General features: G+C 65.9%; 15 protein-coding genes and 1 pseudogene. 4 read left to right on the top strand and 12 right to left on the bottom strand.

All coding sequences use genetic code 11. The features are described 5' to 3' along the window. Window positions 1–23: 23 nt before the first annotated feature. From truB to HY699_23895, 8 genes are all read right to left on the bottom strand, one after another. Entirely contained in the window at window positions 24–902 is an 879-nt protein-coding gene (truB, locus tag HY699_23930; protein MBI4518855.1) for a tRNA pseudouridine(55) synthase TruB, read from the bottom strand. Continuing rightward, complete coding sequence (rbfA, locus tag HY699_23925; protein MBI4518854.1) at window positions 902–1,300, bottom strand: 30S ribosome-binding factor RbfA; 399 nt, start codon at window positions 1,298–1,300, stop codon at window positions 902–904. The genes truB and rbfA overlap by 1 nt, the downstream gene beginning before the upstream one ends. Before the next feature lie 99 nt (window positions 1,301–1,399). Beyond that, window positions 1,400–1,687, bottom strand: a complete 288-nt coding sequence (locus HY699_23920) for a DUF503 domain-containing protein (protein MBI4518853.1) — start codon at window positions 1,685–1,687, stop codon at window positions 1,400–1,402. Window positions 1,688–1,756: 69 nt separating this feature from the next. Further along, window positions 1,757–4,468 (bottom strand): translation initiation factor IF-2, encoded by a 2,712-nt coding sequence (infB, locus tag HY699_23915; GenBank protein ID MBI4518852.1) that lies wholly within the window; start codon window positions 4,466–4,468, stop codon window positions 1,757–1,759. Window positions 4,469–4,478: 10 nt separating this feature from the next. Beyond that, window positions 4,479–4,751 carry a YlxR family protein gene (locus HY699_23910; protein ID MBI4518851.1) on the bottom strand — a complete coding sequence of 91 codons (273 nt, stop codon included), beginning with the start codon at window positions 4,749–4,751 and terminating at the stop codon, window positions 4,479–4,481. After that, complete coding sequence (gene nusA / locus HY699_23905) at window positions 4,748–6,055, bottom strand: transcription termination/antitermination protein NusA (protein MBI4518850.1); 1,308 nt, start codon at window positions 6,053–6,055, stop codon at window positions 4,748–4,750. The genes HY699_23910 and nusA overlap by 4 nt, the downstream gene beginning before the upstream one ends. A 21-nt stretch (window positions 6,056–6,076) precedes the next feature. Then, window positions 6,077–6,577, bottom strand: a complete 501-nt coding sequence (locus HY699_23900) for a ribosome maturation factor RimP (protein MBI4518849.1) — start codon at window positions 6,575–6,577, stop codon at window positions 6,077–6,079. 152 nt (window positions 6,578–6,729) lie between these two features. Next, window positions 6,730–8,535 carry a long-chain fatty acid--CoA ligase gene (locus HY699_23895; protein MBI4518848.1) on the bottom strand — a complete coding sequence of 602 codons (1,806 nt, stop codon included), beginning with the start codon at window positions 8,533–8,535 and terminating at the stop codon, window positions 6,730–6,732. 77 nt (window positions 8,536–8,612) lie between these two features. Here HY699_23895 and HY699_23890 point away from each other — a divergent pair, with 77 nt between their 5' ends. Next, on the top strand, window positions 8,613–9,635 hold the full coding sequence (locus HY699_23890; GenBank protein ID MBI4518847.1) for a galactose-1-phosphate uridylyltransferase: 1,023 nt from the start codon (window positions 8,613–8,615) through the stop codon (window positions 9,633–9,635). Here HY699_23890 and HY699_23885 read toward each other — a convergent pair. From HY699_23885 to HY699_23870, 4 genes are all read right to left on the bottom strand, one after another. Further along, window positions 9,614–10,093, bottom strand: coding sequence for a transcription elongation factor GreA (locus HY699_23885; protein MBI4518846.1), 480 nt, complete (start codon window positions 10,091–10,093; stop codon window positions 9,614–9,616). The genes HY699_23890 and HY699_23885 overlap by 22 nt on opposite strands. Before the next feature lie 24 nt (window positions 10,094–10,117). After that, window positions 10,118–11,299, bottom strand: coding sequence for a CoA transferase (locus HY699_23880; GenBank protein ID MBI4518845.1), 1,182 nt, complete (start codon window positions 11,297–11,299; stop codon window positions 10,118–10,120). A gap of 8 nt (window positions 11,300–11,307) precedes the next feature. Next, window positions 11,308–11,487 (bottom strand): hypothetical protein, encoded by a 180-nt coding sequence (locus tag HY699_23875; protein ID MBI4518844.1) that lies wholly within the window; start codon window positions 11,485–11,487, stop codon window positions 11,308–11,310. 79 nt (window positions 11,488–11,566) lie between these two features. Beyond that, on the bottom strand, window positions 11,567–11,899 hold the full coding sequence (locus tag HY699_23870; GenBank protein MBI4518843.1) for a hypothetical protein: 333 nt from the start codon (window positions 11,897–11,899) through the stop codon (window positions 11,567–11,569). Between the two features lie 286 nt (window positions 11,900–12,185). Between HY699_23870 and HY699_23865 the strand changes: the two genes are divergently transcribed. The 3 genes and pseudogenes from HY699_23865 (at window position 12,186) to HY699_23855 (ending at window position 13,522) form a co-directional block, all read left to right on the top strand. Then, window positions 12,186–12,698, top strand: coding sequence for a ComF family protein (locus HY699_23865; protein ID MBI4518842.1), 513 nt, complete (start codon window positions 12,186–12,188; stop codon window positions 12,696–12,698). A gap of 2 nt (window positions 12,699–12,700) precedes the next feature. After that, window positions 12,701–13,291, top strand: a complete 591-nt coding sequence (locus HY699_23860) for a class I SAM-dependent methyltransferase (GenBank protein MBI4518841.1) — start codon at window positions 12,701–12,703, stop codon at window positions 13,289–13,291. 88 nt (window positions 13,292–13,379) lie between these two features. Continuing rightward, a pseudogene (locus HY699_23855) lies at window positions 13,380–13,522 on the top strand (GIY-YIG nuclease family protein).

Genomic DNA, 13,522 nt, shown 5'->3' with positions numbered 1-13,522 from the left:
CCCCGCACCTCGCCCGCCAGCGCTCAGACTTGTTGGTGCGCAAACACCCGTTCAAAGCGCCACGGGGCGGCCGCCGCCCCTGACACCACCGCGATCAGTTCTCCGCCGGGGCCAATCAGCTTGGCCGTTTCCACCGCCGCGGCCGCCGGCAGGTCGCGCAGCGCCGCCGCCTGGCCGCTACGCGCGCGGTGGGCTTGCCCGACATCGATGCTGAACTCGCGCAAGTGCCGCAGGGCGGCGCGCAGGCCGATCAGCTTGTCTACCCGCCCGGCTTCGAGGTCGGCGAGCGAGACGGCATCGCCGAGGCTGAAGGCGCCGAAGGCCGTACGCCGCAGCGCTTCGAGGTGAGCGGCCGAGCCCAGTGCCACGCCGAGGTCCTGCGCTAAGACGCGAATGTAGGTCCCCTTCGAGCAGTGGACCGCGAGCGCGAGAAGGTCGGGCGCCACCAGCCGCAATTGCAGACGATGGATCACCACCGGGCGGGGCGCGCGTTCAACCTCGGTGCCCGCGCGGGCGAGTTCGTAGAGCGGAACCCCGCCCTGCTTGATCGCGGAGAACATCGGCGGGGTCTGCAGTTGCTCGCCGGTGAAGCGTTGCGCCAGCACCTCGAGTGCCGCCGGCTCGAAGACGGGCACCTCTGCCGTGCGTACCACCCGGCCGGTACGGTCCCCGCTATCGGTCTCGCTGCCGAGCCGGATAAAGCCGTCGTAAACCTTGTCGGCAACGACCAGGAATTGGGCGATCTTGGTACCTTCACCGAGGCACAGCGGCAACAGGCCGGTGGCAAACGGGTCGAGCGTGCCGAGGTGCCCCACCTTAACCCGCAAACTGCGCTTGGCGATGCGAACGACGGCAGCCGAGGTCAGCCCCTCGGGCTTATCGACGAGCAAGATACCGTCGATCATGCTTCCCCCTCACCGCCCGTATCATCGCGGTCGCCGGGGGCGGCCTCCTGGTCAGGTTGCTCGGCCTGGCGCAACAACGTCGCCAGGCGCTCGGCTCGTTCTAGCGCTGGGTCGAAGATGAAAGTGATCTCAGGGGTGAAGCGGAGCTTGAGGCGGCGCGCCGCCTGCGCCTTGATGAAGCCGCTGGCGCTGCGCAGCCCTGCCAATGAGCGCTGGTGCGCGGCCTCGTCACCCAAGCAGCTGAAGAAGACCCGGGCGTGCTTGAGGTCGGGGCTCATTTCGACGCCGGTGAGGGTCACCATGCCAATGCGCGGATCCTTAATGTCGCGCACCAGCAGTTCCGCAATCACGGCGCGCAGTGCGTCGGCCACCCGTTCGGTGCGATGTCCAGTCATGGCGAAGCCACTAGTCGGCAGGTCCAGCGTTGCTGGTCGCCAGCGGGGAAGCGGGCGAACACCCGCGATTGCGCTGGCCAGCTCGGCCGCTTGACCCGCTCAGCAGTGAAACACCTCGATCTCATCGGCCCCCACTTCGGCGAGGTGCAGCTCCTCGACGAAGCGCACCACCTGGCGCAGGGTGCCGTCCACATAGGGAGCGTCCGGCCCCACTTGGGCCACGCCGAGCACCGCCCGCTGCCACAAGTCCTGGCCATCACACTCGGCCACCGAGACGTTGAACTCGTTGGCGATGCGCGCCTTGATCTTCTTGATCACGCCGCGTTTACCCTTGAGGGAGTGGTTCTCGGGCAGGAACAACGTCAGTCTGAGAACGCCAACCACCATGGCAATCGACCCTGCACGGCTCACGCCCGGGCGGCCAGCTGGCCGGCGGGCCGTCTATGCGACAGGCTCCTAGACGCGTCGTTCCGCCGCGACGGCACGACCCGCCGTCGGCGTCAGCCGGCGGGTGACGGCCTCGCTCTCGTAGGCTTCGACCACGTCGCCGACTTTCACATCCTGATAGTTCTCGAGCGTCAGGCCACACTCGTAGCCGGACTGGACCTCGCGGACGTCCTCCTTGAACCGGCGCAAGGTCGCCACCTTGCCGGTGTGCACGACAACGTGGTCGCGCACCAGCCGGGCCGCGGCGCCGCGGGTGAGCTTGCCTTCGCTGACGTGGCAGCCGGCGACCGCGCCGATGCTGGGGATAGCGAAGACCTCGCGCACTTGTGCGCGCCCCACCGTCTTTTCCCGAAACGTCGGTTCGAGCAGGCCCTCCATGGCATCGCGCACGTCGTTGACGGCGTTGTAAATGACGGTGTAGAGGCGCTGATCGACGCCTTCGCGCTCGGCCAGGTCGGCGGCCTTGCTCTCGGGCCGCACATTGAAGCCGATGATCACGGCGTTGGAAGCCGACGCCAGCAACACATCACTCTCGGTGATGCCGCCGACCGAGGCATGCAGGACATTGAGGCGGACTTCCTCGCTCGACAGCCGCGACAACGCCTCCGACAAGGCCTCGACCGAGCCTTGGACGTCGGCTTTCATGACGACGCGCAGCTCCTTGACCTCGCCCTGTTGGATCTGTTCGTAGAGGTCTTCGAGCGAGACCTTGGCGCTCTTGACCAGGTCGGCCTCGCGCTGCTTTTGCCGGCGGTGGTCGGCGACCTGTCGGGCGGTGGCCTCGTCCTTGACCACCACGAAGGCGTTGCCGGCATCGGGCACGCCATTGAGGCCGAGGATTTCGACCGGCGTAGACGGCCCGGCGCTGTTGAGTTTGCGGCCCTTGTCGTCGATCATGGCGCGCAGGCGGCCGTACTCGCCGCCACAGACGAAGGGGTCGCCGATCTTGAGTGTGCCTTCCTGCACCAGCACGGTGGCCACCGGTCCACGGCCGCGATCGAGTTTGGCTTCGACGATGGTACCGCGCGCCAGGGCCTCGAGCGGCGCCTGCAGCTCGAGCATTTCCGCCTGCAAGAGCAGCATTTCGAGCAGCTGGGGAATGCCGTCGCCGGTCTTTGCCGACACCGGCACACAGACGGTGTCACCGCCCCAGTCTTCCGGCACCAAGCCGTGGTTGGCGAGGTCGCGGCGAATGCGGTCGAGGTCGGCCTCGGGCTTGTCGATCTTGTTGATCGCGACGATCACCGGCACGGCGGCGGCGCGCGCGTGATTGAGCGCCTCGACCGTTTGCGGCATTACCCCGTCATCGGCGGCGACCACGAGGATGACGATGTCGGTCACCTTGGCGCCGCGGGCGCGCATCTGGGTGAAGGCCTCGTGCCCCGGGGTATCGAGGAAGGCCACCCGCTTGTTGTGCACTTCCACGCTATAGGCGCCGATGTGTTGCGTGATACCGCCGGCTTCCTGGGCCGTGACGTTGGTCTGGCGGATGCGGTCCAGCAACGAGGTCTTGCCGTGATCAACGTGGCCCATGATGGTAACCACCGGCGGCCGGGGGACTTTCGGCAGGTCCTCGGTGGTGGCTTCGCGATCGACCTCGATGGCGGACTCGGCGTTGAAGGCCACGTTCTCGACGTTGTACTCGAATTCGGTCGCGATCAGGGAGGCGGTGTCGGCATCGAGCACCTGGTTGATCGTGGCCATCATGCCAGCGTCCATCAGCTTCTTGATGACCTCGCCGGCCTTGACGCCCATCGCCTTGGCGAGGTCACCAACGGTGATGATTTCGGAAATGCGCACCACCCGCTTACTCGCCTTGGGAGTGGTGATTTCCGTCTTGCGCTGTTCCTTGCCGGGCTGAGCGCGCTTCTTGCGCGGCAGCTTGCCGTAACGGGTATCGCGGCCGCCAAGGACTTCGGGGGCGGTTTCGGGTTTCTGAATAACCCGTCGTTTCTTCTTGCGCCCGCGGCCGCCCGCTTCCGCCGTCTCCTCGGGCGGGAAGAGCGCGGCCGGAGGCTGCACCGCCGCCGCCGGCCGTTCGCGTTCGGCGCGGGGCGCCGGTTTGGGCGGTTCCGCCTTCTTGAGATCGATGCGCCCGAGCACGCGCGGGCCGCGCTGGGCTTCGGGCATAGCCGGGGCGGCACCGGCTCGGGCCGCCGGCATGGCCTGCGGTTTCGCCGAAGCAACTGGTGGCGGCGCAGGCTTGGGCGCGGGCTTGACGACTGCCGCGGGCGGCGCCGGTGCCACCGGTCGTAATTCCAGCGGCGGTGTCGGGGCGGGCGCGACCGGCGGCAAGCTGGGCTCAATGTGAACCGGCAACTCGGGCTCCACGAACGGCTCGGTCGCAAACGGCTCGCTGAAGGTTTCGATAACTTCGGCGTGGGTGATCAGGGGCTCAGCCGGAGCCGCGGGGGCTTCCTCCGGCAGCGCCGGCTGCACCGGCGCGGCCCGGCGTCGGATCACGCGCGTGCTGACCCGCCGTTCGACGCTGGTTTGGCCCTCGTCGCTGGTTACCGTGCGTTCTTCGCCCACGGCAATGACGGGCTTCTCACCGAAGCAGGCCGCGCGCAACTGGTCCACCTCTTCATCGCTGAGCGAATTCTGCGGCCGTTTGCCGTGAATGCCGAGCCGTTCCAGGTGAGCGAGCAAGTCCTTCACCTCGAATTTGTGTGGGCCGGTCGACCACTCTTTCGCCAGCGTGCTTATGCGCTTCCCAGCCATGGACATTCTTCTATAGCTCCGAATCTGCTCGCAGGCGAGCGACCAGCAGCTGGCGCTCGGCACGACTCATCGACCGTTGCAGCGAGCGCACCGGCCCCTTGCGCGCCGCGAATCGCTCCCAACAGCTGCGCTCCTGATGCAGGTAGCCGCCCCGGCCGGGCTGGCGGTGGCGCCAATCCGCAGCGATAGCGCCGTCCGGCATCGCCGCCAGCCGCACCAGCTCCGGCTGGGGTGCACGCTGGCCGCAACCTAGGCAGGTACGGAGCTGCAGCGACTTGCTCACGCGGGCTCGTCCTCTCCCTTGGGTTCAGCGGCGGCCGCCGCGGCCGCCGCTGCGGCTAGCCGCTGCTGTTCTTCGATGTAGGCGCGCACGGCTTTGAGCACGATCGGCGCCTTCTCCGGCCCGATGCCGTCGATCTCGGCGATGGTCTGCTCGTCGGTGGCGATCACTTCTTCAGCGGACTTGAAGCCGTACTGATAGAGCAGTTCTGCCGTCACATCGCCGAGGTTCGGAATTGCGGTCAGCGCGGCGCGGGCCTTGCGCGCCTCCTCTTCGGCCTCGGCTTCGCTGCGCACATCGAGCTTCCAACCGCTCAGGCGCGAGGCCAAGCGCACGTTCTGGCCCTTCTTACCGATGGCCAACGACAGCTGATCGTCGGCGACGATGACCTCCATGACGTGTTCGTCCTCGTCCATGATGATTTTCGACACCTTCGCCGGAGCGAGCCCGCGGCAGACATACTCCGCTGGGTCCGGGGTCCAGTGCACGATGTCGATCTTTTCGCCGCGCAGTTCCTGTACCACCGCCTGCACGCGCGTCCCCTTCATGCCGACGCAGGCACCGACCGGGTCGACGTCGGGATCGTTGGAGATCACGGCGATCTTGGCGCGGCCCCCGGGTTCGCGGGCCGCGCCTTTGACCTCGACGATGCCTTCGTACATCTCCGGCACTTCCTGTTCGAACAACTTGACCAGAAAGCCCGGATGGGTGCGCGACAAGATGATCTGTGGCCCCTTGCTGCTCATCTCGACGTCGAGGATGTAAGCCCGGATGCGATCGCCCTGGCGATAGCGCTCGCGGGGGATCTGTTCCTTCTCCGGCAAGATGGCATCGGTGCGGCCGAGATTGACGATGATGTTCTTCTTTTCGAAGCGCTGCACGATACCGGCATGCGTCAGTTCACCCTTACGGTCTTTGAACTCGTTGTAAATGATGTCCCGTTCGGCATCGCGCAGGCGTTGGATCAGATGTTGTTTCGCGGCCTGGGCGGCGATACGGCCGTAACGCTGATCGAGCTTTTCGAGCAGTTCGTCGCCGACGCTGGCTTCGGGATCGAGATTGGCGCGAGCGTCTTCGAGCGAGACTTCGGTTTCCGGATTGGTGACGGTTTCGGCGACGGTGAGGATCTTGAACAACTCCACCTCGCCGAGGTCGGGGTTGTACTTGGCCTCGACGCGGATATCGGCGCTGAGCACCTTTTTGGCCGCCGAGAGCATCGCGTTTTCCACGGCGCTGATGACGATCGACTTGTCGATACTCTTTTCCTTGCTGACTTGATCGATCACTCGGCTGAGTTCAGGTTGCATGGTACCCTCCGTGAGCCACGCTCAGAGTTGGCGTCCGAACTCGTGCTCGTAATTGGCTTGGCTAATTTCGGCATAGCGAACAAATAGCGCCTCCGGTTGTGCATCGACGAGGATGCCGTCATCGCGGACTTCCTTCAGCAGCCCCAGCAGCGTGCGCCGGCCGGCGAGCGGCTCGAGCAGGCGCAGGCGCACGCGCTTACCGAGGTAGCGCGCAAACTGCGCCGGCACACGCAGCCGCCGGTCGATCCCCGGCGACGAGGTTTCCAGCGTGTAACTGCCGGGTACGGCTTGGTGCACATCGAGCACATCTCCCAGTTGGCGACTGAAGCGGGCCAATTCGTCCAGCGTCACGCCCATCCCGCGCGGGCTATCCGGCGCCACGCCGCCCGCTCGGTCCAAGTACAGCCGTAGCACCATCCCCCGTCCTTCGCGACGGAACTCCGCGTCGACAATCTCCAGTCCCTCCTGTTGCGCTAAGGGTTCGGCCAGCGCCCAGACGCGCTCGGCCACAGATTTATCCATATCTCCAAAACAAAAAAAGTGGGCGCGCGGCCCACTTTTCCTCAGCGGCCCTCAATGTCGCTGGGGGATGTAGCACACCCCTACTGCCGCAGCAAGTGCGCCGCAGCTCAGCGGAATTCGCACACGGATGCGGTCGCCGGCGCCCCCGGGGCTCAGTACATCTCCTCGATCAGCGGCTGATAACGCTGGGCCACAACCTTGCGTTTCACCTTCAAGCTCGGGGTCAACTCGCCGCTCTCGGGGCTGAAGTCGTGGGCCAGGATGCGGTGATACTTGATCGTGCCGTAGGAGGGCAGCTGTTGGTTGACCGCAGCCACTTCGCGATCGATCAAGGCCATGATCTCGGGATGGGCAGGCCAGTGCTCGCGCGCGGGGAGATCCACCCGCTGCGCCCGGGCCCAGCTTTGGATTTCTTCGGCGTCGAGAGTTATCAGCGCCACACAGTACTTGCGGTTGTCGCCGATGACGACGGCTTGACTGATGTGCGGCTGCGTCTTCAGCAGGTTCTCGACGGTCTGGGGTGCCACGTACTTGCCCCCGGAGGTCTTGATGAGATCCTTCTTGCGATCGGTGATGCGCAAGAACCCATCACCGTCCAACTCGCCGATGTCGCCGGTATGGAACCAACCCTGCGCGTCCCACGTTTCCGCGGTAGCCTCCGGCCGTCTGAAATAGCCCTGGGCGATGTTCGGGCCGGTGGCGAGCACCTCGCCGTCCTCGGCGATCCGCAGCACCACGTCGTCCAGGGCTTGGCCGACGGTACCGAACTTGAAAGCGCCCGGCCGGTTGACGGTTAATATCGGTGTGGTTTCGGTGAGGCCGTAGCCTTCGAGCACCAGCAGGCCGATCGAATGAAAGAACTCGGCGATCTCGCGCGCCAGCGGGGCACCGCCAGAGATCAGGTACCTGAGACGGCCCCCGAGCAAGGCGTGGATGCGGCGGAAGACCAAGCGATGGGCGACTGCCACCTGCAGCGCCAGCAACGGCGACACCGCTCGCCCCTGCTGTAGGCATTGGCTATGCCGGCGGCCGACCTGAAAGGCCCAATCGAGCAGGCGCCGCTTGCGCGGCGAGGCGCTGTTGCGGGTAGCCTGAATACGCGCGTAGATCTTCTCATAGACCCTGGGCACGGCCGGGATCACGTGCGGCTGGGCCGCGGCGGCGTCCTCGATCAGCGTGTCGATGCTGCGCGCGAAGGCGGTCACGGTGCCGGCGTACAAGCCAAGGTATTCCAGCAAGCGCGCGAACGAATGGGCCAGCGGCAGGAAGAAGAAGTCCACTTCGCCCTCGGCGATCAAACCCAGGCGCATTAGCTGTTCGACGGCCGCCAGGTGATTCCCGTGCGTCTGCATCACCCCTTTCGGGGGCCCGGTAGTTCCCGAGGTGTAAACGATGGTAGCAAGCGCGTCCCGGCCGAGCGCAGCGCGGCGCCGCTGCAATTCCGGCTGGTGGCGCTCGCGTTCGGCGCGCCCGCGGGCCATCAGGTCCGCAAGCGCCACCACATCGCCGCCGCCCGGCCCGTCGATCAAGCAAACGTGGCGCACGGTTGCTTGATGGCGAACGCCATCGAGCTCGAAGCCGCGGTCGCGCACCTCGATGATCTTGGCCAGCTGCTTCTCGTTCTCGACGAAAACGATGCGGGCTTCGGCGTTGCACACAATGTAGCCGCACTCGGCCGCGAGGTTGGAAGGGTAGATGGGAACGGTTACACCGCCGGCCGCAAGGATGCCCAAGTCGATCTCCGTCCACTCCGGGCGCGTACTGCTGAGCAGCGCCACCGTCGCACCGGGAGTCAGGCCGAGCGCGCACAAGCCCGCGGCAAGGTCTTGCACGCGCTCGCGGCATTGCGCCCACGAGACCTCACGCCACCCGGCTTCGCTGCGGTAGCGGTAACGCGGGCGGTTACCCATCCGCGCCGCTTGGGCAAAGAACATGTCAGCTAAGTTGTTCGGGGTCATGCATTCCTCATTGCGACCGTGCGCTGGGGCGCCTATAGTGCCGCACACGGTCCTAACGCAAGGGTGCCGGCACCGCCATGTCAGAGCTACGTCGTGATCCGTTGATGCGCCGCTGGGTTATCGTTGCACCCGAGCGGCGCGCGGATGTGGTACGCCGGCGCGCTCCGGCGGTGCCGCTGATGGAAGAAACCCCCTGCCCTTTCTGCCCCGGCAACGAGGCCATGAACCCCAATGAGCTGTACGCCGTGCGCGGCGAGCGCACCGAAGCCAACCCCACCGGCTGGCTGGTCCGCATTACGCCCGACCGCCGGCCGCTGCTGCACATCGAAGGCAAACTGGAGCGGCGCGGGATCGGGCCATTCGACTTGATGAGTGCCATCGGCGCCCACGAGCTGGTGGTGGATACTCCCGACCACCACGCGCACTGGGCCGACTTCGACTTGGCACAGATGACGCGCTTGCTCGAGAGCTACCTCACGCGCTTCAACGACTTGCGCCGCGACCCGCGCTTTCGCCAGATCGCGCTGGTCAAGAATCACGGGGCACCGACCAGCCGCTACCCTCATAATCATTCCCACATCGTCGCCACGCCGTTTGTGCCGCGGCGCATCGATGACGAACTAGCGGCGGCCGACTTCTTTCATCGGCTCAAGGAACGCTGCGTGTTCTGCGACTGTTTGGAGGCCGAGGTGAATGCCGGCAGCCGGGTCATCTCGGCCAATCTCGACTTCGTCGCCTTCGCCCCTTACGCCTCTTGCTTTCCGTTCGAGATCTGGATTCTGCCGCGCCAACACCACGCCGACTTCGGCGCCATCAGCCAACGCCAGCTGCCGGCACTGGCGGCGTTGTTGCGCGACACCATGAGTAAGCTGCGCACCACGCTTGCCAATCCACACTTCAGCCTGGCGCTCCACAGCGGCCCGCTTGACGGCAGCAAGCACGAAACCTTTCACTGGCACTGGGAGCTGATCCCGCACCTGGCCGGCGAGTTGGGGATGGAATGGGCCACCGGGGTGTACTTCAACCCGGTCGCCCCCGAAGACGCTGCCGCCGCCCTGCGCGACGGCGTGCTCCCGGATCAGTCGGAGGCGGCGCGCTGATGAAAGGTCCGCAGGGTGACGATCTGGTAGGTCTTCTTCCCGCGCGGCGTCTGCACTTCCACTTCATCGCCCGCGGTGCGATTGAGCAGGGCCCGCCCCAGCGGTGAACTCAGTGAAATCTGCCCGGCGCCGGCGTTGACCTCTTCGGGAAACACAATCTCGAAATCCTGCACCTCGCCCTCGTCGATGTCCTCGACCGTGACTCGGCTGCCATAGCCGACAACGCCGTCGGGGATTTGGCTGACGTTGTATAGCGATAGCTCGCGGATACGCTGGTTGAGCTGCGCGATGCGGGCGCGGACGTACTCCTGGCGCTGCTTAGCGGCGTCGTACTCCGCGTTCTCACTGAGATCGCCGTGCGCGGCTGCTTCTTGCAGCAGCTTGGGAATCTTTGTGTTCAGCTCGTTGGTGAGCTCGGCGAGATCCTTCTTCAGCCGTTGGATAACCGGAAGTTCCATAGTGTGTTTCCCGCGCCCTCTGCCCTAAATCACTTGCTCGGCCTGCAACGCCGAGATTTCAGCCGCCGACAACCCGAGCAAGTCACGGTACACTGCCTCGTTATCTTGGCCAAGCCCGGGCCCCACCGCCCGCACCGCCCCGGGCGAGGCCGAAAGCTTGATCGGGACGCCCGGCATGGTCACCGGTCCGATCTGGGGGTGCGGCGCTTGCACCACCATGTCGCGCGCCCGGAGTTGTGGGTCGGTCAACAATTGGTCGACCGTCATCACCGGTGCACAGGGCACGTTGGCGGCACCGAGCACCCGCATCACCTCGGCCACCGTGCGGCAACCCACCCAGCCGCCGATGACGCCGTTGATCTCGTCGTGATGCTCCAACCGCGCGCGCGGCGACTTGAAGCGTACATCCTGCCCCAACTCCGGGCGCCCTACGGCCGTCACGAGCGTACGGAAGAGCTGGTTATTCGCCACACCGATCACAACGTAGCCGTCGGTCGCGCGGTAGCAGTCGTAGGGTGCGGTAAACGGGTGGCGATTGCCCAAGCGGGCCGGCAGCCGGCCGGTCATCGCGGTCACCGTCGGCCAGCTGTCGAGGATCGTGAACATGGCATCCATGTTCGAGACATCGACCAGCTGCCCCTGCCCGCTCTGGGCGCGAAAATGCACCGCGGTCAGGATACCGACGGCAAGGAATAGGCCGCCGATGTAATCACCGAGTGCGCCGCCGCCGCGCGTCGGTGGTCCATCGGGAAAGCCGGTCAGGCTCATCAAGCCACCCATGGCCTGAGCGATGATGTCGTAGGAGGTGCGATGAGCATAGGGGCCGGTTTGGCCGAAGCCGGACAGGGCCGCGTATATCAGGCGCGGGTGGCGGGCTCGCAACACCTCGTACCCCAGCCCCCACTTCTCCATCGTGCCGGCCGCGAAGTTTTCGACCAAGACATCGCAGCGGTCGATCAACTTGAGCAGCAGCTCACGCCCGGCGGGCTTGCGCACGTCGAGCGTGATGCCTTTCTTGTTGTGATTGAGGGCGAGAAAGGCGACCGGCACGTCTGCCACCGTCGGGTAGCCATAACGGGTATCGTCACCACGGCCGGGAAGCTCGACCTTGATGACTTCGGCGCCAAAGTCTGCCAGCAAGCCGGTGCAGAAGGGGCCGGCAATGACCCGCGTCAGATCGAGGACCCGCAGGTCGCCCAGGGCCATTGCGGGCATCAGCGCTGGGCCTTTTCGCCGGCGACTTCTTTGGCGGCATCGTGGACGCGATCGTGCCGATAGCCGGAGGCGGACTTCTCCATCCAGGAATTGGCATTGCCGAACACGCGCTCCCCGTTTTCCAGGTACCAGTACATCAGGCCCATGCCGATCGCGAAACCAATGACGAAGCGTTTCATGGCCGCTCCTTAGTGCTCAACGTATAATATGCCGGCTTGCGTCCAGTCAAAGTTCGTCGCCCATCCCTCGGTGCGGCGCCTAGCGCGGGCGTTGTCCGTAAGCATGCCACTGGCCGCGCGTGCGAGCCCGTTTCACATCAGCGGCGGTCTGCGCGCTCGGTTGGCCGAGGGCGTGCATCAACTCGTTGGTCATATCGGCAACGATTTGATCGCGGATACTGCCGTGGCCATCCGGCTCGGCCGCAAGGAACTTCTCGATGTGGGCCGCGGGTACGCCGGTGGCGATGAGGAGATCGAGCGTGTGGCTGAGGCCCTGGCCGCGATTGGCCGCCACGACGGCGGCCAGGCGCTCGCAGGTAGCGCACGACCGGCGCAACCATCCCGCCGTCTGTTGGCAGCTGCGACACCGCATGGCGGCAGTCTAGCGCGTGCGCCGGCCGATCACAAAAGTTGCGCGCGGCGGAGTCAGTGCGTAGCATGCGCGCGTGTCCTGGTGGGTTCGCGCACTCGATCTGCTCTATCCGCCGAAGTGCCCCGGCTGTGGTGGCACCAGCGCCGCCGCGTCTTTCTGTGAAGCGTGTGAAGGGGAAATCCATCCGCCCGCTTCCCCCCTATGTTCCATCTGCGGCGATCCCTTTGCCGGCAGCGGCCCCGATCACTTGTGCCACCGCTGTCTGGGGCGGCGGCCGGCGTTCGGAGTGGCCCGCGCCTGCGCCACCTATGCCGCCGACGACGAGCGCACCGACCCCTTCAAACATGCCCTGCAACGCTACAAGTACGGCCCCGATGTCAGTCTGGCGCCGGCGCTGACCCGGCTGATGATCAGGCATTGCACGCTCGAGGTCAGCCGCTACGACCTGATTATTGCGGTGCCGCTGCACCTGAGCCGGTTACGCTGGCGCGGTTTCAATCAGGCGCTGCTGCTGGCCCACGGGGTGGCGCGGCGTTTCGGGTGCCTGCTCGATCCCTTCGCGCTCGAGCGCGTGCGCGCCACCGATCCGCAGGTTGAACTCGATGAGCGCGCGCGCCGACGCAACGTCGCCGGCGCATTTCGGGTCAGCTCTGACCGGCGGGTTGCCGGCCGCCGGGTGCTCTTGATTGACGACGTCTACACCACCGGCGCCACTGCCGACGAGTGCAGCCGCACCCTCAAGCGTGCCGGCGCCGTCTATACAGATGTGCTCGTGCTCGCGCGCGCGGTGCTGCACTGACGATGCGCGCCGATCGCGACCGCTGGGAGCATCGCTACGGCAGCCGGGGCCGGCACGCTGCCGATCCGCCGTCACAGTTCCTCCAAACCTTCCGCCACCTGATCGCGCCCGGGCCGGTGCTGGACGCGGCCGCCGGCGACGGACGCAACAGCCTCTACCTGGCCCGGCACGGCCATCCCGTCGACGCCATCGACATCTCCTTCACCGGCCTGCAATACCTGACGGCCGTAGCCCGCGCGGAGCATCTGCCGGTGCGCGCCTTGCAGGCCGACCTGGAGGAATTCCCGTTGCCCCGCGACCACTACGCCGCGGCCGTGAATATCCGCTACTTGCAGCGCACGTTGTTCGATGCCCTCAAGCGGGCCGTGCGTCCGGGCGGGATCGTGATCTGCGAGACCTTTCTGATCGAGCAACGCTTGATCGGCCATCCCACCAACCCCGAGCACCTGCTGCGCCACGGCGAGTTGCTCAGCTACTTCGAGGACTTCGAGGTCCTGGCGGCGCAAGAGGGCCGCTTGGAGACCGAAGTCGGCCCGACATACCTGGGGCGATTGGTGGCCCGCCGGCCGGGTGCGCGACAAATTTGTGGGTAACGTGGTTCGGTGTTATGGCCGTCATTCCCGCGAAAGCGGGAATCCAGTTTGGCGTTTGGCGCTACGGACAAGCTAGTTCTGCGTTTACATCCTGGCCAGCAAACGAAACGGCACGCTGTACATTGGGGTGACTTCACAGCTGGCAACGCGGGTGTGGCAGCATTAGAGCAAGGTAGTGGAGGGTTTTTCGGCCAAGTACGGCGTTGACAAGCTGGTCTACTACGAAGCGCG

It is taken from the genome of Deltaproteobacteria bacterium (assembly GCA_016210005.1).
GTDB lineage: Bacteria > Desulfobacterota > Binatia > HRBIN30 > JACQVA1 > JACQVA1.
Note: the sequence above shows the minus strand (reverse complement) of the source record. Positions and strands in the feature narration are given on the sequence as shown.

Bases quoted from the DNA above. Each gene is read 5' to 3' on its own strand.
- rbfA (MBI4518854.1), bottom strand. From the start codon at position 1,300: ATGACTGGACATCGCACCGAACGGGTGGCCGACGCACTGCGCGCCGTG.
- HY699_23920 (MBI4518853.1), bottom strand. From the start codon at position 1,687: ATGGTGGTTGGCGTTCTCAGACTGACGTTGTTCCTGCCCGAGAACCAC.
- infB (MBI4518852.1), bottom strand. From the start codon at position 4,468: ATGGCTGGGAAGCGCATAAGCACGCTGGCGAAAGAGTGGTCGACCGGC.
- nusA (MBI4518850.1), bottom strand. From the start codon at position 6,055: ATGCAACCTGAACTCAGCCGAGTGATCGATCAAGTCAGCAAGGAAAAG.
- HY699_23900 (MBI4518849.1), bottom strand. From the start codon at position 6,577: ATGGATAAATCTGTGGCCGAGCGCGTCTGGGCGCTGGCCGAACCCTTA.
- HY699_23895 (MBI4518848.1), bottom strand. From the start codon at position 8,535: ATGACCCCGAACAACTTAGCTGACATGTTCTTTGCCCAAGCGGCGCGG.
- HY699_23890 (MBI4518847.1), top strand. From the start codon at position 8,613: ATGTCAGAGCTACGTCGTGATCCGTTGATGCGCCGCTGGGTTATCGTT.
- HY699_23885 (MBI4518846.1), bottom strand. From the start codon at position 10,093: ATGGAACTTCCGGTTATCCAACGGCTGAAGAAGGATCTCGCCGAGCTC.
- HY699_23880 (MBI4518845.1), bottom strand. From the start codon at position 11,299: ATGGCCCTGGGCGACCTGCGGGTCCTCGATCTGACGCGGGTCATTGCC.
- HY699_23875 (MBI4518844.1), bottom strand. From the start codon at position 11,487: ATGAAACGCTTCGTCATTGGTTTCGCGATCGGCATGGGCCTGATGTAC.
- HY699_23870 (MBI4518843.1), bottom strand. From the start codon at position 11,899: ATGCGGTGTCGCAGCTGCCAACAGACGGCGGGATGGTTGCGCCGGTCG.
- HY699_23860 (MBI4518841.1), top strand. From the start codon at position 12,701: ATGCGCGCCGATCGCGACCGCTGGGAGCATCGCTACGGCAGCCGGGGC.